This is a genomic window from Streptomyces sp. HUAS TT7 (genome assembly GCF_051550175.1).
Classification (GTDB): Bacteria; Actinomycetota; Actinomycetes; order Streptomycetales; family Streptomycetaceae; genus Streptomyces.
On the sequence record NZ_CP196175.1, the window covers coordinates 6,425,509 to 6,449,922 of the forward strand.

At 71.0% G+C, this 24,414-nt stretch carries 22 protein-coding genes; 8 read left to right on the forward strand and 14 right to left on the reverse strand.

Annotation, left to right across the window (positions count from 1 at the left end; all coding sequences use genetic code 11):
• From ACSHXC_RS28925 to ACSHXC_RS28955, 7 genes are all read right to left on the reverse strand, one after another.
• Positions 1–648, reverse strand: coding sequence for an HAD family hydrolase (locus tag ACSHXC_RS28925; protein WP_438294387.1), 648 nt, complete (start codon positions 646–648; stop codon positions 1–3).
• Positions 645–1,694 carry an ABC transporter ATP-binding protein gene (locus tag ACSHXC_RS28930; RefSeq protein ID WP_438294388.1) on the reverse strand — a complete coding sequence of 350 codons (1,050 nt, stop codon included), beginning with the start codon at positions 1,692–1,694 and terminating at the stop codon, positions 645–647. Before ACSHXC_RS28930 ends, ACSHXC_RS28925 begins: the two co-directional genes overlap by 4 nt.
• Positions 1,694–2,536 (reverse strand): ABC transporter permease, encoded by an 843-nt coding sequence (locus ACSHXC_RS28935; protein ID WP_438294389.1) that lies wholly within the window; start codon positions 2,534–2,536, stop codon positions 1,694–1,696. Before ACSHXC_RS28935 ends, ACSHXC_RS28930 begins: the two co-directional genes overlap by 1 nt.
• Positions 2,524–3,420, reverse strand: a complete 897-nt coding sequence (locus tag ACSHXC_RS28940) for an ABC transporter permease (RefSeq protein WP_438294390.1) — start codon at positions 3,418–3,420, stop codon at positions 2,524–2,526. The genes ACSHXC_RS28935 and ACSHXC_RS28940 overlap by 13 nt, the downstream gene beginning before the upstream one ends.
• Before the next feature lie 7 nt (positions 3,421–3,427).
• Positions 3,428–4,639: an ABC transporter substrate-binding protein gene (locus tag ACSHXC_RS28945; RefSeq protein ID WP_438294391.1), complete on the reverse strand. Its 1,212-nt coding sequence runs from the start codon at positions 4,637–4,639 to the stop codon at positions 3,428–3,430.
• A gap of 153 nt (positions 4,640–4,792) precedes the next feature.
• A complete protein-coding gene (locus tag ACSHXC_RS28950; RefSeq protein WP_438294392.1) occupies positions 4,793–5,728 on the reverse strand; it encodes a hypothetical protein in 936 nt (311 codons plus the stop codon).
• A 267-nt stretch (positions 5,729–5,995) separates the two neighbouring features.
• Complete coding sequence (locus ACSHXC_RS28955) at positions 5,996–6,889, reverse strand: hypothetical protein (protein WP_438294393.1); 894 nt, start codon at positions 6,887–6,889, stop codon at positions 5,996–5,998.
• Between the two features lie 209 nt (positions 6,890–7,098).
• Between ACSHXC_RS28955 and ACSHXC_RS28960 the strand changes: the two genes are divergently transcribed.
• The 3 genes from ACSHXC_RS28960 to ACSHXC_RS28970 all read left to right on the forward strand — a co-directional run bounded on the left by ACSHXC_RS28960 (position 7,099) and on the right by ACSHXC_RS28970 (position 9,779).
• Positions 7,099–7,893, forward strand: coding sequence for a S1 family peptidase (locus tag ACSHXC_RS28960; protein WP_438294394.1), 795 nt, complete (start codon positions 7,099–7,101; stop codon positions 7,891–7,893).
• 79 nt (positions 7,894–7,972) lie between these two features.
• On the forward strand, positions 7,973–8,626 hold the full coding sequence (locus ACSHXC_RS28965) for a response regulator (protein WP_438294395.1): 654 nt from the start codon (positions 7,973–7,975) through the stop codon (positions 8,624–8,626).
• 7 nt (positions 8,627–8,633) lie between these two features.
• Positions 8,634–9,779: a sensor histidine kinase gene (locus ACSHXC_RS28970; RefSeq protein WP_438294396.1), complete on the forward strand. Its 1,146-nt coding sequence runs from the start codon at positions 8,634–8,636 to the stop codon at positions 9,777–9,779.
• A gap of 114 nt (positions 9,780–9,893) precedes the next feature.
• On the opposite strand, the gene ACSHXC_RS28975 is transcribed toward ACSHXC_RS28970, so the two are convergent.
• Genes ACSHXC_RS28975 through ACSHXC_RS29000 form a run of 6 tightly spaced genes read right to left on the reverse strand, consistent with a single transcriptional unit; the run spans position 9,894 to position 15,501 of the window.
• Positions 9,894–10,448 (reverse strand): hypothetical protein, encoded by a 555-nt coding sequence (locus tag ACSHXC_RS28975; RefSeq protein WP_438294397.1) that lies wholly within the window; start codon positions 10,446–10,448, stop codon positions 9,894–9,896.
• Positions 10,449–10,471: 23 nt separating this feature from the next.
• Positions 10,472–10,909: a hypothetical protein gene (locus tag ACSHXC_RS28980; protein WP_438294398.1), complete on the reverse strand. Its 438-nt coding sequence runs from the start codon at positions 10,907–10,909 to the stop codon at positions 10,472–10,474.
• 49 nt (positions 10,910–10,958) lie between these two features.
• Positions 10,959–11,759: a hypothetical protein gene (locus ACSHXC_RS28985; protein WP_438294399.1), complete on the reverse strand. Its 801-nt coding sequence runs from the start codon at positions 11,757–11,759 to the stop codon at positions 10,959–10,961.
• A 51-nt stretch (positions 11,760–11,810) separates the two neighbouring features.
• The gene (locus tag ACSHXC_RS28990) at positions 11,811–12,278 is read right to left on the reverse strand and encodes a hypothetical protein (protein WP_438294400.1); all 468 of its coding nucleotides are present in this window, start codon (positions 12,276–12,278) and stop codon (positions 11,811–11,813) included.
• A gap of 44 nt (positions 12,279–12,322) precedes the next feature.
• Complete coding sequence (locus tag ACSHXC_RS28995; RefSeq protein WP_438294401.1) at positions 12,323–13,879, reverse strand: hypothetical protein; 1,557 nt, start codon at positions 13,877–13,879, stop codon at positions 12,323–12,325.
• A 26-nt stretch (positions 13,880–13,905) separates the two neighbouring features.
• Positions 13,906–15,501 (reverse strand): pyridoxal phosphate-dependent decarboxylase family protein, encoded by a 1,596-nt coding sequence (locus ACSHXC_RS29000; protein ID WP_438294402.1) that lies wholly within the window; start codon positions 15,499–15,501, stop codon positions 13,906–13,908.
• A gap of 1,046 nt (positions 15,502–16,547) precedes the next feature.
• On the opposite strand from ACSHXC_RS29000, the gene ACSHXC_RS29005 reads away from it, so the two are divergent.
• Positions 16,548–19,628 (forward strand): endo-alpha-N-acetylgalactosaminidase family protein, encoded by a 3,081-nt coding sequence (locus ACSHXC_RS29005; protein WP_438294403.1) that lies wholly within the window; start codon positions 16,548–16,550, stop codon positions 19,626–19,628.
• A gap of 725 nt (positions 19,629–20,353) precedes the next feature.
• Here the strand turns inward: ACSHXC_RS29005 and ACSHXC_RS29010 are convergent.
• Positions 20,354–22,174 carry a glycoside hydrolase family 35 protein gene (locus ACSHXC_RS29010; protein WP_438294404.1) on the reverse strand — a complete coding sequence of 607 codons (1,821 nt, stop codon included), beginning with the start codon at positions 22,172–22,174 and terminating at the stop codon, positions 20,354–20,356.
• 128 nt (positions 22,175–22,302) lie between these two features.
• Here ACSHXC_RS29010 and ACSHXC_RS29015 point away from each other — a divergent pair, with 128 nt between their 5' ends.
• The 4 genes from ACSHXC_RS29015 to ACSHXC_RS29030 all read left to right on the forward strand — a co-directional run bounded on the left by ACSHXC_RS29015 (position 22,303) and on the right by ACSHXC_RS29030 (position 24,320).
• Positions 22,303–23,190, forward strand: a complete 888-nt coding sequence (locus tag ACSHXC_RS29015) for a helix-turn-helix domain-containing protein (RefSeq protein WP_438294405.1) — start codon at positions 22,303–22,305, stop codon at positions 23,188–23,190.
• Positions 23,191–23,195: 5 nt separating this feature from the next.
• Positions 23,196–23,504 (forward strand): chorismate mutase, encoded by a 309-nt coding sequence (locus ACSHXC_RS29020; RefSeq protein ID WP_438294406.1) that lies wholly within the window; start codon positions 23,196–23,198, stop codon positions 23,502–23,504.
• A gap of 121 nt (positions 23,505–23,625) precedes the next feature.
• Positions 23,626–23,922 (forward strand): type II toxin-antitoxin system Phd/YefM family antitoxin, encoded by a 297-nt coding sequence (locus ACSHXC_RS29025; protein WP_438294407.1) that lies wholly within the window; start codon positions 23,626–23,628, stop codon positions 23,920–23,922.
• Positions 23,919–24,320 carry a type II toxin-antitoxin system VapC family toxin gene (locus ACSHXC_RS29030; RefSeq protein ID WP_438294408.1) on the forward strand — a complete coding sequence of 134 codons (402 nt, stop codon included), beginning with the start codon at positions 23,919–23,921 and terminating at the stop codon, positions 24,318–24,320. The genes ACSHXC_RS29025 and ACSHXC_RS29030 overlap by 4 nt, the downstream gene beginning before the upstream one ends.
• Positions 24,321–24,414: the final 94 nt, after the last annotated feature.

Genomic DNA, 24,414 nt, shown 5'->3' on the forward strand with positions numbered 1-24,414 from the left:
TCAACTGTCAATCATTGAGCGGAGCAAGGTGAGGTCCGCCTCCTCCAGACTAGTCAGCACCGTTCTGCCCGCGGCGGGCGCTATGGGTTCCACCGACGGCACCGCCAGCACCGCGCACCCCGCGGCCTCCGCCGAGGCCACGCCCGTCGCGGTGTCCTCGACCGCCACGCAGCGCGCCGGATCCGCGCCGAGCGCCGCGGCCGCCGCCAGGTACGGGTCCGGCGCAGGCTTGGTGCGCTCGGTGTCCTCCGCCCCGTACACCGCGTCGAAACGGTGCCCGTCGAGCGAGGTCGCCACGCGCCGCACGATCGCGCTCGGTGATGCCGATACCAGTGCGGTCAGTACCCCTGACTCCCGCAGCACGCGCAGGAGTCGGAGGGCGCCCGGCCGCGGCTCCGCGCCGTCCGCAACGCGTGCCGTGAAGTCCGCGCCCAGTTCCGCCGCCAATTCCTCGCGCCGGGCGCCGAGTGACGCATGGAGCAGCTCCGCCGTGTCCTCCACCGAGCGGCCGTACACCGAGCGGCGCTCCTCGCCCACCAGCGCGTGCCCGTAGCGGGCCGCGACCTTCTCCACGACCTCCACCCAGGCCTCCTCGGTGTCGACGAGGGTGCCGTCCATGTCGAACAGGACCGCCCGCAGCCCGCTCACGCCGCCTCACCGGCCGCGAGCACGGGACGCCGCTGCGGCCGTACGGTGACGCTCGCGCCCGCGCCGAACGATCCGGCGGCGTGCGAGGGCAGATCGGCCTTGACCACGGTGCCGTCCGCGAGCCGCACGGTCAGGCGGGTGCTCGCACCGTGGAAGGAGGAGGACGTCACCGTGTCGGGGCCGCCGTCCGTCACCTCCAGGGCTTCTGGGCGCAGCAGGAACACCGAGCCGGTAGCCGGGCCGTCCACCGGCAGGCGTACGCCGAGGACCTCGGCGAGGCCGTCGGAGGTGATCGTGCCCGGGACGCGGTTCATCGTGCCGACGAACGACGCCACGAACGCGGTCGCCGGACGGTCGTACAACTCGGCCGGGGCCGCGCACTGTTCGAGCCGTCCGCCCTTCATCACGGCGACCTTGTCGGCCATCGAGAGGGCCTCCTCCTGGTCGTGGGTGACGAACACGGTCGTGATGCCGAGCTCCAGCTGGAGGCGCCGGATCTCCTCGCGCAGCTGGACGCGGACCTTGGCGTCCAGGGCCGAGAGCGGCTCGTCCAGGAGCAGCAGCCTCGGCTGGAGGGCGAGCGCGCGGGCGAGCGCCACCCGCTGCTGCTGGCCGCCCGACAGCTGGTGCGGGAAGCGGCCGCCGTGCTCGGGCAGGCCGACCAGATCCATCAACTCGGCTGCGCGCGCCCGGCGTCGGGGCGTCGCAACCTTGCGCATCTTCATGCCGAAGGCCACGTTGTCGGCCGCGCTCAGATGCGGGAAGAGGCTGTACGACTGGAAGACCATCCCGGTGTCGCGCCGGTTGGCCGGCACCGGCACGATGTCCTCGCCGTCGAGCAGCACCTCGCCCGCGTCGGGCCGCTCGAAGCCCGCGAGGACCCGCAGTGCGGTGGTCTTGCCGCAGCCCGACGGGCCGAGCAGCGCCAGGAGTTCACCCGGCGCGACCTCCAGGTCGAGCCCGTCGAGGGCCACGGCGGACCCGAAGGCGCGGCGCAGGCCCCGGATCGTGAGGGCGGTGCCGGTGCGCGGCGGTGCGGTGGTCATCAGACGGCTTCCTTCTTACGAGACTTACGGGTGCCGCGGGTGCGGGCGAGGCCGGTCACCACGAGCAGCAGCCCCCACGTGAGCAGCAGGCTGAGCAGCGAAACCGCCACCGAGAGCTGGGCGTTGTCGCCGGAGGCCTGCACGATCCACACCGCGAACGGCTGGAACCCGAGCAGCGAGGCCACGGTGAACTCGCCGAGCACCAGGGCCAGCGCCAGGAACGAGGCATTCAGGAGCGCGGTGCGCAGATTGGGCAGTACGACCGCGAACAGGGCCCGCGGCCAGGACGCGCCCAGATCGCGGGCGGCCTCCACCAGGGTGCGCACATCGACGGCCCGAAGCCCCGCGTCCAGCGAGCGGTACACGAACGGCAGCGCCATCACGACGTACGCGAAGACCAGGACCAGCGGGAACGACGGGTTCTGGATCGCGACGAACGTCTGGTACAGCGGGGTCGTCGCGAGATGGTCAGGGCCCCACTTGAGGACCGTGCCCAGACCCGCGACCAGCGCCACCGGCGGCACCACGAGCGGCAGCGTGCACACCACTTCGAGCACCGCCCGCAGCCGCCCCGAACCGGAGAGCCGCACCGCGAGCGCGGCCGGCAGCGTCAGGAGCAGGGCGAGCCCGACCGTGCACAGGGCGAGCCCGACCGACCTGAGCAGGGCCGCGGTGAACCCGTCGGCACTGAAGATCTGCGTGTACGAGGACAGAGTGAAGCCCTGCCCGGGCACGTCCACGGTGAACACGAGGGACGCGAGCAGCGGCACCAGGAAGTAGGCGCCCGCGACCAGCAGGACCGCGCCGCGCCACGGACGCAGGGGATACGTCAGGCGAGCCATCGGGCGCTCCTTCGCTGCAGCGGCAGGTGCACGGCCATCACGAGCAGGGCGACGACCACCATGTCGAGGCTGAGCGCGAGCGCCACGTTCTCCTGGCCGACCAGCACGTTGCCGGACAGCGCGTCGGCGATCTGCATCGTGACCAGCGGCACCGAACTGCCCACCATCGAGGCGGCCGTGGCGTACGCGGCGAACGCGCTGCCGAACAGCAGGACGAAGCCGCCGAGCAGGGTGGGCAGCAGCACCGGGACGCCGACGTGACGCCAGTACTGCCAGGCGCTCGCGCCGCTGCTCTGGGCCGCCTCGCGCCACTGCGGGCGAAGCCCGTCCAGGGCCGGCGCCACGGTGAGCACCATCAGCGGGACGAGGAAGTACAGATAGGTCAGGGCCAGGCCCCAGAAGCTGTAGAGGCTCCAGCCGTGCTTGGCCAGGCCCAGCTTGGTGGTGAGGACGCCCGCGTTGCCGAGGGTGGCGACGAAGGCGAAGGCCAGCGGCACGCCGCCGAAGTTGGCGAGCACGCCCGAGGCGGTGAGCACGGCCTCGCGCAGCGCCTTGCCGCGCGAGGTGACGACGGCCTGCGCGAGCAGCAGGCCGAGCACGGCGGCGATGGCGGCGGTGGTGGCCGCGAGCTTCACGCTGCCGAGCAGGGCGGTCCAGTACGCGCCGTGCACGGACTGGCTCATGTTGCCGAGCCCGTACGAGCCGTCGACGGACAGCGCGCCGTTCAGCATGGCGAGGGCCGGGACGCCGAAGGCGAGCGCGACGAACGCGAGCAGCGGAACCGCCGCCAGCCAGGCGCCGGGGCGCCTGCGGCCCCGGCGCTTTGTCGGTCGCTCAACTGCCATGACAGCGGCCGGAGTCGATGTGGTGGTCGTGAGGGTCATGGAGTGATCAGCCCGAGATCGCCTTGGCCCAGCCACCCGCGAGGACCGTCTTCGCCTGGGTGTTCTGCGCCTCGGTGGGGAAGGTGGGGGTGCCGGAGACCTGCGGGAGCTTGGCGGCCGCGGCCTTGTCGAGCGTGCCGTCCTTGTCCATGGCGGGCATGAGCGCCGGGCGGGCGTACCCCTTCAGCCACAGGTTCTGGCCCTCGGTGGAGTACAGGTACTCCTGCCACAGGCGGGCGGCCGCCGGGTGCGGGGCGTCCTTGTTGACGGCCTGCGAGTAGTACTGGGCGTAGACGCCGTCGGAGGGGACCGCGGTCTTCCAGTCCAGGCCCTTGGTCTTGAACTCGTCGGCGTAGCCCGCGTTCAGGTAGTCCCAGTCGATGGAGATGGGCGTCTCGCCCTTCTCGACGGTGGCCGGGGTCGACTCCACCGGGTTGTAGTTGCCGGCCTTCTTCAGCTTGGCGAAGAAGTCCAGGCCGGGCTGGATGTTGTCGAGCGAACCGCCGCTGGCGAGCGACGCCGCGTACACCCCGGCGAAGGCCGAACCGGACTTGGTGGGGTTGCCGTTGAGCGCGACCTGGCCCTTGTACTCGGGCTTCAGGAGGTCCGCGAACGTGGTCGGGCACACCTTGACGCGCCCCGCGTCGCAGCCGATCGAGACGTAGCCGCCGTAGTCGTTGAACCAGCGGCCCTGCGCGTCCTTCTGCGCCGCCGGGATCTTGTCGAAGCCCTCGACCTTGTACGGGGCGGTCAGGCCCTGGTCGCCCGCGGACTGCGCGAAGGAGGCGCCGAGGTCGAGGACGTCGGGGGCGCGGCCCTGACCCTTGCGGGTCTTGACCGCGTTGATCTCGTCGGCGCTGGTGCCGTCCGGGTTCTCGACGGACACCTTGATGCCGTACTTCTTCGTGAAGCCGTCGATGAGCGCGCCATAGTTCGCCCAGTCGCGCGGGATGGCGATCGCGTTGAGCGTGCCCTCCTTCTTCGCGGCGGCGATCAGCGCGTCCATGCCGCCCGCGTCCTTCGCGGAGGTGGCGGCCGCGGGGCTCTTGCCGCCCTTGCCGCCGTCGGCCGCGCCGGTCGAGGCGTCGGACTTGGCGCCGCAGGCGGCGAGGGCGAACGCGGAGGCGGCCAGGGTCACGGCGAGGCCTGCGGTGCGTATGCGGGGGGCGATCACGGGAGCTCCAAGTTGTACGGACAACTGTTGTACAGACAACTCCATTACGGGGGTGGTGGGTGTCCCGTCGGTGAACGCGGGGCGACTTGCGCGATGCGTTTGCCGGTCGGATCCGGTCAGCGGGTTTCGGCCACGGAGGCGCGGCGCCCGGCTGGGGCGGGCCCGGCTCGAAAGGCCTCGGGCCCAGGGGCACGGGGTTCAGCCGGCGGGGTCGCTCGTGTGGCGGTCCGCGCCGCCGCGGCGCAGCAGCCCGTAGGCCCAGCGCTCATTGAGGCCCGCCAGGAAGCCGATCGTGCCCCAGAAGAAGAACGCCTTGATCAGGGCCTCGTGGTCGGCCATGGACAGCCGGCCCGCACCGCACAGGCCGGCCGGGGTGGCGGGCGGCGCGAAGATCGTGAGGACGCCGCCGTTGATGAGCAGGAACAGCGAGGTGGCCAGGAACCAGCCGACCACCACCCGGTACCAGCCCTCCTGGCGCATGATCTGGGCGAGTTGGCGGGGATCGGCGGGTATGTTCTGCATCCCGCCGCGGCCCGGCGCCCGGTGCATCAGCTGGTAGGCGTTGCGCAGCCGGACGATCACGCTGAACACCGCGCCGAGCGCGCCGCCCGCGAAACACACCAGGGCGTGCATCAGACTCAGCTGTTCCGGGCAGGCGAGCTTGCTGTCGAACAGCGTGGGCACCGCCTCGCCCACGGCGAACGCGAGGACCAGCACGACCGGGCTGAGCACCATGCCGAAGGCGAGCCCGGTGTTGAGCCCGCGGCTGCTGGCCAGCGCCGCGTCGGCGTCCAGGCGCCGGGCAGCGGCGTCCGCCTCGTCCCTCAGCCGCTCGGCGGCCGCGGCCCGCGTCTCGGCGTGCTCGACCGACGCCATGCGCACCCCGCCCCGCACCGCTTGCTCAAGCGCCCGGCACACATCGTCACGGGTACGCCGCTCGAAGGCCCGCTGGGCCGCCGCGTAGAGCTGCTCGATCCGGTCGAGCTGCTGCGGCTGCCACCGCCACAGCCGCTGGAGATCGGGCGCGTTCTCGGCGAACCCGAGCGCGTCGGCCAGCGTGCTGGCCTCGGGAACACGAGCCCCCGCCAACCACTCCCCGACCCACCGCACCGACCGCCCCCGCTGCGCACGCATGAGCCCCTCCACCCCGTAGTCCACCGGGGCATCCCTGACGTCGCAAACCCCGTGCGGGGAACATTAGTTGGCGCGGGCTTTGGCATGCTGCCGGGCCGGTCCGGCCCCGCTCGGGCGCCGGCAACCCTGGGCGCCCTACGGGGCGCGGGGCACCGCGCGACCAGCCAGGAGCGGCCCGCAGCTCAATGACGACTCAGGGGCGCGGGGAACTGCGCGCCCCCCCGACGGGCCCGCACGCAAAAAACCGCCCCCCGCCCAGGCGGGGCGCTACGTGTCGCAGTCCAGTACCGCCCCGCACAACCCGCACCGCGCCCGCACCCGCCCCCGCACGCCCACCCGGATCCGCTGGCAGCACCGCGGGCACGCGAAGCGCACCCGCAGGCCGTCCGCGCCGGGCTCGAAGGAGTAGGGGGAGCCGGGCTCTGCCCACGCACCCTCGTGCTCGGAGGCGTACCGCCGGTCCTTCGCGTAGCGACGCCGCCCCGTCCAGCCCGCCGCGACGAGCGGAGGCTGCGATGCGTCCCGGCGGGCCTGCGCCGCGCCCGCCGTGTACGCGGGGTACGCCTGCGGGCTGGTGAACCAGGGCGAGGGGTCCTCGCCGAACAGCGACGCCCGCTTGGCCAGGACGTACCCGAACTCCTCCGGCGTCAGATAGCCCAGCTTCTGGCTGGACACCCCGTCCTCGCGGAACGCGTCCAGCAGGAGCCACCCCGCACCCAGGTAGGTCGTCGCCGTGTCCGTGAGGATCTCGTTGTCACGGGTGCCGGGGAACGTCAGGTCCAGGCGGTGCAGCAGCACGTGGGTGATCTCGTGCGCGAGCGCCGCCCCGATGTCCCGGCGGTGGCTGCGGAACCGGTCGTTCAGCTCGATGAAGTACTCGGGCCCCGCGGCCAGTTCGACGCTCGCCGCATGCTGCATCTCGCGGAAGCCCACGATCATCCGGGCGTCGGGCAGGTGCAGGTGCTGGACGAGCGCGCGGGCCACCCGCTGGGCCCCGAGGTGCAGGTCGTCGTGGTCGGCGAAGGCCACGTCGGCGGGCAGCACGCTCGTCGCGTACCCCCGGAGCCCGTCCGGGGACAGCCGCCTGTGCAGCGCCGTGATGGCCGCGCGCACCGTGGCGAGGTGCGGATACCCGTGCACCACCGGGCTCGACGCGCCCACGCTGCCACCCCCGTTCCGAACCGCGGACCGGATTCCACTGTACGGGCGCAGGGCGGCGGCGGTCCCGTCCGAACACTGGCCGGAAAGTGGGCCTTGTGAGGGGCGCGGAGGCCTCCCCATAATCCCCGCAATGCATTGACGCGCCCATGACATATCAAGGGTTCCCGTCCGTGCGTGTGACAGCCAACCCCCCCACGAGAGGCAGTCAGTTGAAGAAAATCATGCGAGCCCTGCGCAGATGTCTGGCCGTCACGGCCGTTCTCGCCGCCGCGTTCAGCCTGCCCGCCGCCGACGCCTTCGCGGCGCCCTCTGCGCCCGCCTCGCCCACGCCCGTCGTCGGCGGGAAGCCCGCCGCCCAGGGAGAGTTCCCGTTCATGGTCCGGCTCTCCATGGGCTGCGGCGGCGCCCTCTACACCCAGCAGATCGTGCTCACCGCCGCCCACTGCGTCGACGGCAGCGGCGCCAACACCTCCATCACCGCCACCGGCGGCGTCGTCGACCTGCAGAGCTCAAGCGCGATCAAGGTGAAGTCCACCAAAGTCCTGCAAGCCCCCGGCTACAACGGCAAGGGCAAGGACTGGGCGCTGATCAAGCTGGCCAAGCCCATCAACCAGCCCACCCTCAAGATCGCCACCACCACCGCGTACAACAGCGGCACCTTCACCATCGCCGGCTGGGGCGCGACCAGCGAAGGCGGCGGACAGCAGCGCTACCTCCGCAAGGCGACCGTCCCCTTCGTCAACGACGCCGACTGCAAGAAGGCGTACGGCGACGACCTCACGCCCGGTGACGAGATCTGCGCCGGCTACGTCGACCAGGGCGGCGTCGATACCTGCCAGGGCGACTCCGGCGGCCCCATGTTCCGCAAGGACGACGCGGGCGCCTGGATCCAGGTCGGCATAGTCAGCTGGGGCAACGGCTGCGCCGAGCCCGGCTACCCCGGCGTCTACTCCGAGGTCTCGACCTTCGCCGCCGCGATCGCACAGGCCGCCTCGAACCTGTAGCGCCGCAGCGCCCGTGCCTCCGGCCCGGCCGGGCGCCCCGAATTTGCGGGCGTCCGGCCGAACCTGCTCATATAGGGGCATGTCGATCACAGTGGTCATCGCGGACGACCAGGAAATGGTCCGTACCGGCTTCCGCATGATCCTGGAGAGCAGGGCCGACATCGAGGTCCTCGCCGACGTCGTCGACGGGCACGCCGCCCTCGAAGCCGTCGAGCGCCTCCAGCCGGACGTGCTGCTCCTCGACATCCGGATGCCCGGCCTCGACGGCCTCGAAGTCACCCGCCGCCTGGCCGGCCGCGACCGCCCCCGCATCGTCATCTGCACCACCTTCGACCTCGACGAATACGTCCACGCGGCCCTGCACGGCGGTGCCAGCGGCTTCCTCCTCAAGGACGCCAGCCCCGAAATGCTCGTCGAAGCGGTGCGCGCCGCGGCCGCCGGGGACTCCCTCGTCTCGCCCGCGATCACCGTGCGGCTCCTGAAGGAACTGGCCTCCGCCCGCCCCGCCGACGGCGTACGCAAACCGACCGAGCCGCTCACCGAACGCGAACGCGACGTCGTGCGCTGCCTGGCCCGCGGCGCCACCAACGCAGAGATCGCGCGCGAACTGTACGTCTCCCTGTCCACCGTGAAGACCCACCTCGCCAACGTCCAGGGCAAACTCGGCGCCCGCAACCGCGTCGAGATCGCCGCCTGGGCCTGGGAGAGCGGACTCGCCACGAGCGCCGCGTGACCGGCCCGTGAGCCCCGTACGCCGCTGGCTCCGGCACCATCCGCGCGCCGCCGCCACCGCCCGGCCCCTGCTCGCCGCCGTCCTCGTCGCCCTCGTCACCTACGAAGGCGTGTCCCTGGCCCGCCAGCCCACCCGGCCGCACGCCATCGTGTGGAGCGCCGGGATCGTGGTGTGCGTCTGCGCGGTGCCCTGGAAGAAGATCCCGCTCGTCCCGCGCGCCTGGACCGCGGCCGCCGTCAGCTGGACCGCGACCGCCCTGCTCTTCACCGGCCGCCCCGAGATCGTCTGGGGCATGGGCGAGGCCATCGCCCTTCTGGTGCTGCTGTCCTCGGTCCTCCTGTACGCCCCGGCCCGCACCGCCGCCGTCCTCGGCCCGGTGCTCGGCCTCGGCTGTGTGGCGGCGCCGGTACGCGACGCCCAGCCCGGGCGGTTCACGCTGCTGTTCACCGTGCTCGCCGTCGTGGTCAGCGCGTACTCACTGCTCCTGCGCGCCCAGTCGGGCCAGCGCGTCCGCGACCTCGAAGCCGTACGAGCCGCCGAGCGCATCGAACTCGCCCGCGAACTCCACGACTTGGTCGCCCACCACGTCACCGGCATCGTCGTCCAGGCCCAGGCCGCCCGCTTCACCGCCGCCTCCGGCGAACGTGCAGCCGAGTCCTTCGCCCGCATCGAGGAGGCGGGCGGCGAGGCGCTCGGCGCGATGCGGCGCCTGGTGCGGGTGCTGCGCGAGGGCGAGGCGGAGACCGAGCCGGTGGCCGGCCTCGCCCAGGTCCGCGAGCTCGCCGCCCGCTTCTCCCGCGCCGGGCCCCCGGCCGTCCTGTACATCGAGACCGGTCTGGAGGAACGCCTGCCCGGCGACGCCGCCGCCCTCGCCCACCGGGTGGTGCGCGAATCCCTGACCAACGTCCGCAAACACGCGGCGGACGCCACGGCCGTACGCATCGGCATCCGCACCACCGGCAGCCGGCTCGAAGTGCGCGTCGCCGACGACGGGTCGAGCGCCGCCACCCTCGCCGAACAGGCCCGCGGCGGCGGCTTCGGACTCGCGGGCCTCACCGAACGGGTCACCGCGATGGGCGGCGAACTCGCCGCGGGCCCCACCCCCGAAGGCGGCTGGCAGGTCACCGCCGTCCTGCCGCTGGACGAGGAGTAGGGCGGGCCCGGCGGGCCGGGGCGACCGGACCCACCGGACCCGCCCCGGCCCCGGCCACCGATGCGGAGGCGGCCGGGGCGGTCTCGCGGAGTCCGGGGCACAACCCCGTCGGGATCAGACCGCGAGGACCCGGATCGAGGGGTGCTCCACGGTGTTCAGGTACAGCTTCTCCTTCTTGCCGTCCTGCTCCAGCTCCACCACCAGGCGGTAGCGGTACACACCCGGCCGCGTGGTGCTCAGGATCGTGCCCGCCCAGTAGTAGTAGACCGGCGTGAACGGGTCGCGCATGCGGTCCGGCATCCCGTAGATCTTCAGCTCCGTACAGATCTTCCGCTCGATGACGTCCTCCTCGTCACCCCGCTCGGTGTCGAGGAAGACCAGGCTGCTGATCTTCGGCATCGGCGGCCAGGTGCCGTCGGGGCGCTTCTCCATGTCGATGGGCCGGATGATCCAGTTCAGGACCTGGCCCTGCTTGCAGACCGTCTCCAACTGGTGGGTGCCCTGCCCGGTGCCCCCCACGCTGTTGTCCATCATGTACATGGAGTCCTTCAGCGAACCCGTCGCCGCCGCCCGCCCCATGTTCACGAGCGTCACGACATTGAGCTGCACGGAGTTCAGCTGACCGGGGTTCTGCTTCTCCACCTCGCTGGTGCGCGTACTCGTACTCAACGCTCCTCCTTCGGGCACGCCGGTCAGCCGAACAGGGCCGGCGACAGAGTGGTCGTGATGGGATCGGTCCTCGTGCCCACCTTGAACTTGATCTGGTACGGCACGGACCGCACGTCGTCCTTCTTCACCGTCCCGATCCAGTACGCGACATCGGTGCCCGGATAGATCTTCCGCTCCGGCTCGATGACGTCCTTGTCGATCACGATGTCGTCGATGCTGACGAACGCCTCGCATTCCAGGGCGAGCACGTTCCACAGCAGCTGGTCGCCGCGCTTCACCTTCGTCCGCAGCTCCTCGGTGCCGAACCCGGTGGAGCCGCCTGCCTTGTTCGTGTCGTACAGATACAGGTGGCCGTGCACGCTGTGGGAGGCGAGCGCCCCCACGCAGTCCACCACCGCGGTGATCGAGATCGGCCGCTTGGCGGCGGCCCCGGTCTCCCGCAGCCTCGGTTTCGTGGTCATCTGCTCCTCCTCGTTCTGGCTGGGTCAGGGGTCCTACGAGCAGCGGTCACTACGAGAACGGGCGGGGCGGGATCGGCAGCAGACCGAGCCCCGCCTTGGTGAAGGCGTTGCGCTTGGGTTCGGTGATGACCCTGATCCGTGACTCGCACGTCAGGTTCACCGGCTCCCACAGCGACTCGCCGCCCTGCTGCACGAGCCGGTGCAACTGGATCCGCATCGTGTACGCGTAGGTGCCGGGACGCGACGTGTCGACCGTCGCCGACCAGTACCAGCCGTCGGTCACCAGGTCCGGCGAGCCGTACTCCGCGGGATAGATGACCTTCTCGTCGACGGCCTGCCCGTAGATGTCGGTGATCACCGGTGCGGGGTAACTGTGCGCCTCCGTACTGCCGTTGGAGACCACCTTGCCCGTGACGTCCAGGACCTTCTGGCCCGACAGACGGCCCCGGGTGCGCCGGGTCGTCTTCACCCGGCGGCCCGCGGCCTGCCGGATGCGGTTCAGCTCGGCCGCCGCGTCCACCCCGGCCGCACTCGACTTGACGGCCAGGTCCTCCAGCTCGGCCAGCGCCTGCTCGTCGGTCTGCCTCGCCCGCTCGGCCTCGTAGCCGCGCGGAACCGTCGGCGGGATCGAACCCAGGCTGTAGGGAAGCCAGTTGAGGACCTGCTCGCTCGCCTGCGAACCGTCCCGCCAGTACGATCCGTTGATCGCGGTCACCAGGTCGCCGGTGCCCTGGTTCTCCGAGCCCTGCAACTTCATGTTGTCGAACAGGTACGTGTTGCCGTTCAGCGTCTGGGACTCCAGCGCGTTGCCGACGTCCACGAGCACGATGACCGCTAGCTGCTGGGGCATGAGCCCACCTTCCTCATCTCTCGTTGGGGGTTCTGCTCGTCGGACTTCCGGCTACAGACACATCAGCGCGGGCGACTCGATGTGCAGAGTGCTGTACTCGCCCTCGTACATCTGCACTTCGAGGCGGTACCGGTGGGCCACGCCCGGCGCCAGATAGGGCACCACGCCGCTCCACACGTCCAGCTCGGGGTTGTGCCGCTCCTCGGCGTGCCCGTTGTGGCTCTCCTGCACGGGGGCCTGCGCGGCAGGGGGCGCCTGCTCGGCCTCGTGCCCGCCGTCGGCGTCCGGGCCGAGGAACGTGATGCTCTTGATCTCGACCGGGGTCTGGAGGTCCACGGCCAGCGCGGACCAGGTGACGACCTGGCCGGGCTTGACGACCGTGACCAGCTCGGGGGTGCCCTGGCCGGTGCTCGACAGCGAACCGTCGTCGATCATGCAGAGGTTCCCGTTGCGCAGGGTGCCGTCCGAGAGCGCCCCGATGACGTCCACGACCACGACGATGTTGACCTTCGGGTTCATCCTCACTCCTGTTCTGGTGTAGGGGAGTTGTGGTGGGCCTTTCGCTATCCGCGGTCCCGCACCAGCGGCACCTTGCCCACCGCCGTCCGCTCGATCTCCGGCGACGCCTTGGGGACGAACTTGAGCTGGAAGCGGTAGCCGGTCTTCTCGATCGACAGCGGGTTCGCCTCGCCCTGGTTGAACAGCGACAGGGCGCGCGGCACCGCGTTGACGAACACGCTCTGCAGCCCGTACGGGCCGAGCGTGGTGTCCATGCGGTACGTCAGGGCCGGCACGTCGTCCACCGAGGCGACCAGCGTGATCGTCCGCCCCTCCCGGTGATTGACGAACTGCACCTCGTGCGCCACCTCGTCCAGGTCCACCGCGGTGGCCGTGCGCAGCTCCTCGCGCAGCGCGTCATAGGCGCGGGCCGCCGAGTACTGGCTGTCGGCCAGGTGCAGGATGTCACCGGTGCGCCCCGCGAACTCGAACTGCTGGGCCTTCAGGCCGGCCCCGTCCAGACGGGGCCGGCGGATCATCCGGTCGCCCAGCTTGAGGCGGAGCAGCGGAGCCTCGTGGGCGTGCAGCCGGGTGACGACCAGCTCGCCCTCCTCGCCCTCGCCGACCCAGCGGCCCCGCTCGTCCACGATCTCGACCAGGTGCAGACCGGGTACGGACGCCAAGTACGGTGATTCCGCGCGGAGTTGGAGCCCGATGGTCTCGGCCTGGGTCGCCGCGAAGTAGCTGAGGATCACCAGGTTCGGGTAGATCGCCTGGAGCTCGGCCCGCTTGCGCTGGGCGAGGACCCCGCTGCCGTACAGGGCGACCCGGAAGCTGTCCCGGGCCTCGCGGCTCATGCCCGCGCCGAGCTCGGCGAGGATCGCGATGCCCGCGGTGATGCCCATCAGGGCCTTGGGCCCCGGGTAGGAGAACATGTGCTCCAGGACCCCGGCGGTGACTGGGCCCGCCCCGATGTAGTTGACGCCCGGCACGTTCTGCAGAACACCGCCCACCATGGTGCCGCTGCTCCACATCTGGTAGTCGGCCAGCGTGGTGTACAGCCACTTGGGGTCGGCGCCCCGCAGGTATTCGGCGAGCTGATAGGTGCCCATGAAATGGCCGGCCATCTCGTACGTGTCCTGCAACTCGCGCAGCGAGTACACGATTTCGAGCGGGCGGCCGCCGCTGGTGCCGCCGCTGGCCACTATTTCGAATCCGCCGTGGCCGAGCGGGACGACCATGCCGGGCCGGTCGCCCATGAAGAAGTCGCGCTGGGTGTCCTTGTCGGACAGCGGTATGCGCTGCCATTCCTCGAACGTCGCCGGAGCGCCGGGGACCCCGGCTTCGGTCAGCCGGTCCCGCCACAGCGGATTCAGCAGCGTCGTGTTGACCATCTGCTGAAGGCGGCGCAGCGTCAACGCGTCCTGGATGTCGTGCGATATCTCGCTGTACGGGCTCTGGCAGACCCGTTCGCATTCGCGGATCTTGCTCTTGAACGAGGCGAGATGCGGCACGGCCGCCACGGAATCCGGTTTCACCTCCCAGTCCGGGATGAGCCAGCCCGCCAGCTCTCCGGAGTCCCCGGGTGCCACCCGGGCCTGCGGCTCGTGCACTGAACTCATGGACAACCCCTTTTTGTCGGTGGTCCTCACCGGGAGTGGTGCGTCTGGCGGAGCAGGTCCTGGCCGACCCGCCGGATTTCGCCGAGCAGCATGCGGAAGTGCTCGGAAGTGACCTGATGGTTCATCATGACCACGCGCAGGGCGGCGACTTCACCCACGTTCACCTTGGAGATGAAGAAGTTGCCCTCGAATTTGATCCGGTTCCTGATCTCCACCTGGAAGTCGTGCACGTCCTCGTCCCGCAGCCCGGGCGGGCGATAGCGGAAGCAGAGGATATTGGCCTCGGGCCGGTGCAGCGTCTCGAAGTCCGGCTCACCCTCCAGTATTCGGTGGACGTCGCCCGTCAGACGGCACAGGTACTCGATCTTCTGGGCGAACAGGGCCCTTCCATGGATCGCCCACAGCGTCCACAGCGGCATGATCATCGGACGCTTGGTGCATTCGAAGTTCTTCTCGCCGCTGTCGAGCGCGGTGTAGATGTCCGGCTCCTCGTCGAACACGTAACTCGCCTGCTGGCGGAACGCACCGAGGCTCTTCTCCCTGTTCCGGTAGAAAAGCAGCGTGCACGGCGCGGGCGTGAACATCATTTTGTGCGCGTCCCACGTCAGGGAATCCACCTTCTCGATTCCCCGCAGTTTGTGCCGCAGTTCGTCCGACACCAGCAGGCTCGCGCCGTGCGCGCCGTCGACGTGCAGCCACAGGTCGCGCTCGCGGGCCAGGCCGGCGAGTTCGTCCAGCGGGTCGAAGGCGCCGACCGGCGTGGTGCCGGCCGAGGCGACCAGGCAGAACACCTTCAGGCCGCGCCGCTCGGCCGCGTCCAGGACCGGACGCGCCCGCTCCACACAGATCTGGTGCCGCTCGTTCAGCGGGAGCCGCACGATCTGGGCGTCGCCGATGCCCATCACCCCGGCCGCCCGCGCCACGCTGTAGTGGACGTCGTCACCGACCGCGATGGCGGGCCTGAGCTGCCCCGTCAGGCCCGAACCGCCCTCGGACCAGTAGCCGGGGAAGGCCCGGTTGCGGGCCGAGAGCAGCGCGGTGAGGTTGGCCAGCGACCCACCGGAGGTGGTCACCATGGCGAAGCTGCCCGGATCCCAGCCGATGAAGGCGTTCAGCTCCTCGGCCATGATCTTCTCGGCCACATTGGGGAGTTGGGCGGCCTCGTAGAACGAGGACGGCTGGTTGACGACCGAGCTCACGAAGTCGATGACCCCGGACAGCGGCACGACCCCCGAGAACTGGCGCCCCATGTATCCGGGCGAATGCACCTGGATTCCGGTCTTGATGTACAGGTCGACGATCGCGGCGAGCCTGTTCTCGTCGAACGCCGCGATCTGTTCGCGTTCCGTGGTCATCAGGGCCCTGGCCGCGTCGACGAGGATCGCGGGGTCGGTCAGGTCGAGCCCCCTGATCGAGAGGTCGGCGAGGTGTTTCTCCAGCTTGGCGACGACCGTCTCGGACTGTTCACGGAAGAGCTGGGCGTCGAACGCCTCCAGTAATAAGCCGCTTTCGAGCGTTCCTGTCGCATGAGGCGGCGAGGACGTGAGCCCCGCCTGGGTGGGGAACGGCTCCGTTCCGTCGGGCCGCACACCGAAAGGGTTCTCCGACCGGTAATCCGTCACGGGATCTCCTCTGAAGAATGTGGCGCGTCCGGGCATGGCGATGTCCAGAGGCTGCCGAGGCCAGCGGGAAAGGTCCGGGGAAAGGGCCCGGCGCACCTGATCGAGGCGCAGCCGCGGCTCTGGGCATGGAACGGCCCGCAGGGTTTGGGCGGGCGCGCGTCCGCCATGGCGCGGAAGGGGAAAGAATGATCGGTACAACCGCAGGAAAGAAATGCCGTCCGGGCCGCTCCATGCGGGCAGCCACGTGTCAACGAGAAGCTGCCGACATCCCGGTGAATTTCTTATGAACCCTCACGGGACCGGAAGTTCATTTGTTCGTCATGGTCGGCGGCACGGGCCGCCCTCGTCCGGGTTCCGTGGAATGGGGCCGCGTCGGCACCTGTTCGTCGCGAGCGGGCTCGTAGTGAAGAGGCTCGTAGGAAAGAGCCCGGCCCGACCCGATGTCCCCGCTCTGCGATACCTGCCAGTACGGCGGTCCTGAACTCCGTGCCACAGCCCGGCGCACCGGGCAACGCCCGCATTCATGCTGTTCCGTTTCACCCGCACCATCGGCGTCCCGCCCCTCTTGCTCCCCGAAGGCGAAGAACTCCACGACCATTCGGCCGAGCCCCCATTCGGCCAAGTGCGCGACGGCCCGCCGCGCGCTCGCTTTCGATCATGACCAGCGCTTCGCAGGAACAACAGTAGGGGCTCACATTCGGTAGCCGGACCGTTCCGGAGAGTCTGTCCGAAAAGAACTAAGAGGTACCCGGCCGCCCGGCGCGCTTTTCGGACAGCGCGGTTTCCGCAATTCGCTGGCGAGCGCCACGGGCAACAGGCGATTCATCCATTGGCATAGACCAGCGGCAGATCCTTTTTGCCATTCCATGTGGTCGCCCGCCCGCCACCCCGGCGGCTGGTAAACGCCAACCGGACAGCGCGGGCCCCCTCCCACCCGCCACCGGAACCCGTTAGTCCAACACGTCCCACTCCTTTGTCCATGGGCGCACCCGCACCATGCGGCACATCGTGGCCCGCACCGGAAGCCGCCACGAGAAGGAGCGAGCGTGAACGCCGAACAGCACGGGCCGAAGCGGAGGACAGTGGTCGCGGCCACCGCCCTGGCAGGCGCCGGAGCCGCCCTGGGCATCCCCTCGACGGCGCTCGCCGCAGCAGGCGCGGCGGGGGAGACGGTGGTGCGCTCCGCCGCACTCGACGTCCGCGTCGACACCGCGTTCCCGCGCATCGTGTCGTACACCGACCGCGCCACCGGCGCCGTGCTGCACGGCCAGGAGGACCCCGTCACCGACGTCCTCGTCGACGGCGCCGCACACACCCCCAAGGTGACCGCACGCCCCGGCCGGGACCGCATCGCCTACACCCTCGCCTTCGACGGCGGAACCGAGATCGCCGTGGAGATCCGCGTCACCGGCCACCGCGTCGACTGGAGGGTCACCCGCATCGACGACACCGCCGCCCTGCGCGTCGGCACCCTCCAGATCCCCGGCCTCGCCCTGCTCTCCGTACGCAGCGACCAGCCCGGGGCCCAACTCCTCGCCGCACAGCTCCAGTTGGACAAGGCCAAGAGCGGCGACACCCTCGTCACGCCCACCGCCACCACCGCCCCCGACGCGGGGGCCACCGGCTGCGCCTACGCGGTCCTCGCCCACCACGCGCTCGGCGGCGCCATCGAGACCAACACCGTCTACGACAATCCCGCCACCACCCCCGGAGCCACCTGGGAGAACGGCCGGCTGTGGCGCCAGACCCTCAAGAAGGACGGCTACGTCAAGGCGCAGCTCGTGCCGGGCCAGTGGACCCACCGCGCCGCGACCGCGCCGACCGGCGCCACCGAGCCCCTGCCGTACGCCACCGTCGTCATCACCGGCGACCGGGGCGGCGACGGCGTCGTCGACTGGCAGGACGCCGCCATCGCGTTCCGAGACATCATGGTCACGCCGCTCGGCGCCGACGACCAGCACCTCCGCGTCGTCGCGCACATCCCCTTCAACTTCGCCTCCCAGGCCACCAACCCGTTCCTGGCCACCCTCGACAACGTCAAGCGGATCTCGCTCGCCACCGACGGGCTGCGCCAGTACACCCTGCTCAAGGGCTACCAGTCGGAGGGCCACGACTCCGCCCACCCCGACTACGCGGGCAACTACAACAAACGCGCGGGCGGCCTCGCCGACCTCAACTCCCTGGTACGCGAGGGCAAGAAGTGGAACAGCGACTTCGCCGTCCACGTCAACGCCACCGAGTCCTACCCCGTCGCCAACGCCTTCTCCGAGGCCCTCGTCGACAAGACCAACCGGCAGTGGGACTGGCTCGACCAGTCCTACCGCATCGACCAGCGCCGCGACCTCGTCTCCGGCGACATCATCAAGCGCTTCGCCGACCTGCGCCACGACACCGACCGTGCACTGAATTCGCTCTACCTCGACGTGTTCCGCGAATCCGGCTGGACCTCCGACCGCCTCCAGCGTGCCCTGCGCGACCAGGGCTGGCTCGTCGCCTCCGAATGGGGCCACGGCCTGGAACGCTCCTCCCTGTGGTCGCACTGGGCGAACGAGACGGACTACGGCCCCGACACCTCGCGCGGCATCAACTCCCAGCTCATCCGCTTCATCCGGCACCACCAGAAGGACGTCTTCGCCAACAAGTGGCCCACCCTGCTCGGCCACGCCCACATGGGCAACTTCGAGGGCTGGACCGGCAAGACCGACTGGAAGACGTTCTACGACCTGATCTGGACCGAGTCGCTGCCCGCCAAATACCTCCAGGCCCACCCCATCGAGCGCTGGACCGACCACGAGATCACCTTCGCCGGACCCACCCGCACCTCCGTCTCCGACGCGACGGGCGCACGCCGCATCACCACCGACGGCCGCCTCGTGTACGACGCCGGCACCTACCTCCTGCCGTGGGAACCCCGCAACGCCACCGATCCCGCGAAGCTCTACCACTACAACCCGCGCGGCGGAACGAGCAGTTGGCGCCTGCCGCGCGGCTGGTCGGGTGTGCGCGAGGTGTCCCTGTACCGGCTGACCGACCAGGGCCGGGCGCACGTCGGCGACCTCCCGGTCCGGGCGGGCGAGGTCACGATCGCGGACGTGGCGGCGGGCCGGCCGTACGTGGTGTACCGGGAGCGGGCGCGAGCCCAAGGGGACCAGGCCTGGGGTCAGTTCACCCCCGTGCACGATCCCGGGTTCAACTCCGGCAGCCTTGACGGCTGGCAGGTGACCGGCGCGGCGAAGGTGGTCCTCAGCCCGCTCGGCGACTACGAACTGGTGCTGCCCGCAGGGGGCGCGGCGGCGGTGAGCCAGCGCCTGGCCCGCCTCGCGCCGGGCACGTACTCCGCGTCCGTACAGGTCGAGGTGGGCGAGAAGCCGGGAGAGCGGCGCCGGGCGGCACTCGGCATCCGCACGGCCGACGGGATCACCGCCACCAACTGGACCGACGCGTCCACCGCGGGCAACTACGTGGCCGCCGACCGCAAGCACGGCACCCGCTTCCAGCGCATGTCCGTCCCGTTCACGGTCCCGGCGGGCGGTGGCCCGGTGACCCTGATGCTGCGCGCCGAACGGGGAGCGGCGAGGGTCCGCTTCGACAACGTACGGGTGGTACGTGCGGAGCCGACCGCCCGTCCGGGCATCCTCGCCTACGAGGACTTCCAGAACGTGCCGTCCGGCTGGGGCGTCTTCGTGAAGGGCGACGCGGGAGGCTCCACGGACCCGCGCACCCACATCGCGCAGCGGCACGCGCCGTTCACCCGGCGCGGCTGGAACGGCAAGGCGGTCGACGACGTGGTCGACGGCACGGAGTCGCTGAAGTCGCGGGGGGAGAACGAGGGGCTGGTCTACCGGACGGTGGACCATACGGTCCGCTTCCTGCCGGGGCGGCGGTACCGGGTGTCGTTCCGGTACGAGAACGAGAAGGCGGGGCAGTACGCGTGGGTCACGGGGGTGGACGAGCCGGCCGCGCGCGAGCTGACCCGGGTCGCGCTTCCGGTGGCCCTCGAACCCACCCTGTTCACGTACGAGTTCACCGCGCCGGCGGTGGGGGTGGCCTGGGTCGGCCTCAGGAAGGTGGGGGACGACGGGGTGGCGGAGGTGGCGCTGGACGCGTTCGAAGCGAGGGAGGTCTAGCCCCCGCCGCGTGGCGAAGGGGGGCGGGGTGCGCTGGGGCTCCGCCCCAGACCCCGGGGCTGCCCCACCCCGCCCCTCCCCGCTGTGACACTCTGCGGCTCCGCCGCGTGGCCTCCGGGGGTTGTGGGTGTGCTGAGCTGGACTCCTGGGGCTCCGCCCCAGACCCCGTTCGCGCCTGAAGGGCGCTCGTCCTCAAACTCCCCCAAGGCCTTAAGGGCCAGGGGGGGACCCCATGACAGGCTGAAGATGCCGGTGCCGGCCAGCATCAGCCCTGCTGGGGGCGCGGGGCAGTGACATGTGCGGCTCCGCCGCGATGGGGGTCCCCCCTGTTCATGGGGGTCCCCCCTGGCCCTTTAGGCCTTGGGGGAGAAGCCGAGAACTTGGGGGCGCGAGCAACCACGTACGGTCCGCGGCCGGACGGGGCAGAGGTCTGCCGCCCGGGCGGATCAAGGGGCCCGCACCGAACCCCGCCAGGGGCGCGGGGAACTGCGCGACCAGCCCGCGCGGCCCGCAGCATGCCGGCCCCCTACCCAAACCACCCGCAAGGGATCGGGAAAACGCGGGAGCATGAGCGCATGAGTGGCAACCGCAGTACCGAGACCCACCCCCACACCCACCAGGAGAGCTTCTCTCCCTGGCCGCCCAGCGGGGCTGATCTCCCCGACTACCCCGTCACGCCGCGCCCCGCGCACACCCCGTCCTGGGCCCACCCGGAGAAGGCGGGCTCACCCCCGGAGGCCCGCGGCGGAGCCGCTGAGTGTCGCAGCGGGAAGAGGCGGGGTGGGGAATGATCCCAGCGTCACAGCCCCACCCGCCCCCTCCAGCTCCAGCACCCACACCTCGTTCGCCCCCGCCCGCAACACCACCCCCGGCACATACAGCGCCACCCCCGGCCCAACCCCCCAGTACCGCCCCAGACAGAACCCGTTCACCCACACGAACCCCCGCCCCCAGCCAGGGAGCCGGAGCCACGCGAACGACTCCCCGGGCACCCCCGGCCGCAGGCCGACCCCGCCCCGGTACAGGCCCGTCGCCCCCGCCCCCGGCGGCATACGGAACGGCACCTTCGACACCGCCTCCGACGAGGCGAAGGCATCCAGGCGGAGCCCCCGCGCCCGCACCCCGTGCAGGTACTGCCGCTCATGCAGCACCCCGCCCGTGATCCCCTTCGGCTCCCCGCTGCGCGGCCCGTAGTTGACCCGGCCGAGCGACTCCACCCACAGCTCGACCTCCGCGCCCCCCGGCACGGGATCCGCCAGCGTCGCGTCCTCGGTGTCCAGGACCCCGGCCCGTACCCCGTCCACGTACACCGTCGCCACATCGCGCAGCCCGAGCACACCCAGCGGATACGGCTGCCGAGGCCCGGGGACGTCCACGCGATAGCGGACAAGGCCCCGGTCCACATCCAGTTCCTCGAACGTCGGCGGGACCGGGCCCTCGCTCTCCTCCCCGCCCAGGGCGTCGAGAACGTCGTTCAAGGGTGCCCACTCGCTCACGTCGACCGTCGTCGACTCCGTCAACTCCACTGGTTCCGGCGGTAGTTCGGGCAACGGGTCATCCGCGTACGCCGCCAGTACTTCCCTGAACCGCCAGAACTTTTCCGTCGGCCGGCCCGCCTCGTCGATCGGCGCGTCGTAGTCGTACGACGTCGCCGTCGGCTCCAGCGCGCCCACGTGCAGTTCGCCCGCCCGGTTCGCGCCCGACCAGCCCGCGAAGTTGGTGCCGCCGTGTGCCATGTAGATGTTCACCGACGCCCCGCACTCCAGGATCTCCCGCAGGGTCGCCGCCGCGTCCGCCGCGTCCCGCACCACATGGTCCGCGCCCCAGTGGTCGAACCAGCCGCACCAGAACTCCATGCACATCAGGGGGCCTGTGGGCTGGTGTCGGCGCAGGGTCCTGAAGGCCTCACGCGCGCCGGTGCCGAAGTTCGCGGTGGCCAGGACGCCCGGCAGGGAGCCGCCCGTCAGCATGTGGTCCTCGGGGCCGTCGGAGGTGAACAGCGGCACGGTGACGCCGCACTCGTGCAGCAGGTCCGCGAGGTGGCGCAGATAGCCATGGTCGCTGCCGTAGCTGCCGTACTCGTTCTCCACCTGCACCATGAGCACCGGCCCGCCCCGGTCGATCTGGCGCTCGGCGACCTGGGGGAGCAGCGTGCGGAACCAGCGGTTCACCTGGGCCAGATATGCGGAGTCGTCCGTCCGTACCCGGCGCCCTAGCGGGCCCGTCAGCCAGTGGGGGAGGCCCCCGTTCTCCCACTCGGCGCAGATGTAGGGACCGGGGCGGACGATCGCCCACAGGCCCGCCTCGTGTGCCGCGTCCAGGAAGCGGCCCAGCGCCCCCACATCCTCGTACCGGCCCGGATGCGGCTCGTGCAGGTTCCACGGCACATACGTCTCCACGCAGTTCAGGCCCATCGCCCGCAGCATCGCGAGCCGGTGGCCCCACTGCGCCTCGTGCACCCGGAAATAGTGCAGCGCGCCCGAAAGGAGGCGCATCGGCCGCCCGTCGAGCAGAAAGTCCTCGTCCCCCACGGTGAAGTCGCCCACCGGCCGGCCCGCCCATCTCTCTCGATCACTACGCCCGGCCACTCTTGCCCCTGGCGTGGCGGTGGTCCATGGACAAAGATCGGCGCTGATTGGACGCAAGGGGGACCCGGGAGGAAGCGGAAACCGGCATGTATCACACCTGGATGCGCTATTTCACCCCGAGTCCGGCCCACCACCGGCTCGGCCTGGTCTGCCTCGGGGTGGGACTCCAGCACGGCACGCTGCCCACCGTCGGGCCCCGCACCCTCGATCACCACGTCGCCGTCGTCATCGGTGCCGGCGGCGGCTGGTTCCGCGGCGCCGACGGCCGCCGCATCCCCGTCACCGCACCCGCCCTGATCTGGCTCACCCCCGGCGTGCCCCACCACTACGGGCCCGACCCCGCCACCGGCTGGGACGAGTCCTTCGTCGACTTCACCGGGCCCGCCACCACCACCTACACCGAACTCGGCTACATCGAGCCCGACCGGCCCGTCGTACCGCTCAGCGACACCGTGGGCGCCCGCGCCGCCGTCGGCCGCATCGCCAGAGCCGCCCGCCGCGGCAACCCGCTCCTGGAGGTCGAGACCGCCGCCGCCGTCCACGAACTGCTCGTCGCGCTGCGCCGCGCCCGCGCCGACGTCGCCCCCGACGGCGACCCCGTCCTCGACGCCCTGGCCCGCGACGCGTTCCAGCCGTTGTCGGTGGCCGAACACGCCTCCCGGCACGGCATGACCCCCGCCGAACTGCGCACCGCCGTCCGCCGGGCCGCCGGCTGCAGCCCCAAGGACTACCTCCTCGGCATCCGCCTCGGCCGCGCCAAAGAGCTCCTCGCCGCCACGGAACTGCCGGTCGCGGCCGTCGCCCGCCGTGTCGGCTACGACGACCCCGCCTACTTCTCCCGCCTGTTCACCCGCCGCGTCGGCATCGCACCCGTACGCTTCCGCGAGCAGCAGGGCCGGTCCGTCCCCGGCGGCTGGAGCCACCGGATCCCGGATCCTGAACATCCGCCGACGATCGCGGGCCACGCCACGTAAGCTCGATGACCATGACCACGATCGACCCCTCCGTGCAGGCCGAGCTGTCCCGGCTCCGCGACAGCATCGACAACATCGACGCGGCTGTCGTGCACATGCTGGCCGAGCGCTTCAAATGCACCCAGCAGGTCGGCCACCTCAAGGCCGAACACAAACTCCCCCCGGCCGACCCCTCGCGCGAATCCGAACAGATCGCCCGGCTGCGCCGCCTCGCCGAGAACGCCAAGCTCGACCCGGCCTTCGCCGAGAAACTCCTGAACTTCATCATCGCCGAGGTCATCCGGCACCACGAGACCATCGCCAAGTCCGTCTGACCGGCAGCGGCCCGCTCCCGCCCGGCCGAGCGCAGCGGCCCCCGCCGTCTCGCGTACTTCGTACGAGCGAAAGCGACGCACGATCCGGGGGGTGACGCACGTTTGGAGCTAGCGTGGAACCATGACTGCCAGAGTCCCCATTCGCCAGCTCCAACAGCACGCCAGCGAACTGATCGACAGAGTCGCATCCGGTGAGCGAGTGGAGATCACCCGCAACGGCCGGCTCATCGCGGTCCTCGGCCCGCCGAACCCGGAACAACGGGTCATGGAGGACCTCGTGCGCACCGGCACCGTGGACCCGGACAACGCGGCCTCGGCCCGCGGCCTCGCCGACTGGCAACCCCTCCCCGCCCGGCCAGGGCAGCCCGCCCGGCTCTCCGAAGTACTGCGCTCCCTGCGCGAAGAGGAAGAGCGATGATCTACCTCGACTCGTGCGCGCTGCTCAGACTTCTGCTCCCGGAAGCGGAGACACCAGCGCTGCGCACCTTCTTGACCGCCGGGGCCGCAGAGGGACACGTGACCTCCGCACTCACCCAGACCGAGGTCGCCCGTACCCTGGTGCGGGCCGGGGCCGACCCCGAACTGGGCGATGCCGCCGAGGAGATGCTGGACCGGGTGCTGCGCATCCGCCTCACCGACCAGATCCTGCGCGCCGCCGGCCAGTTCCCGCAACGGCACCTCCGCAGCCTGGATGCGATCCACCTGGCCTGCGCCGAACACCTCGAACAGGCCCTGACCGCCTTCGTCACCTATGACAAGAGGCTCGCTGCGGCAGCCGCCGAACGAGACCTCCCCGTGCAGTCTCCTGGCGCCTGACGCCGTGACCGACCTCCTCGGCCTCGCCCCGCCCGGCTGACAGCCCGAGCCCCACCGCCCCTGTGCTCACCCGTCCGATTCAGGCAGCATGGGC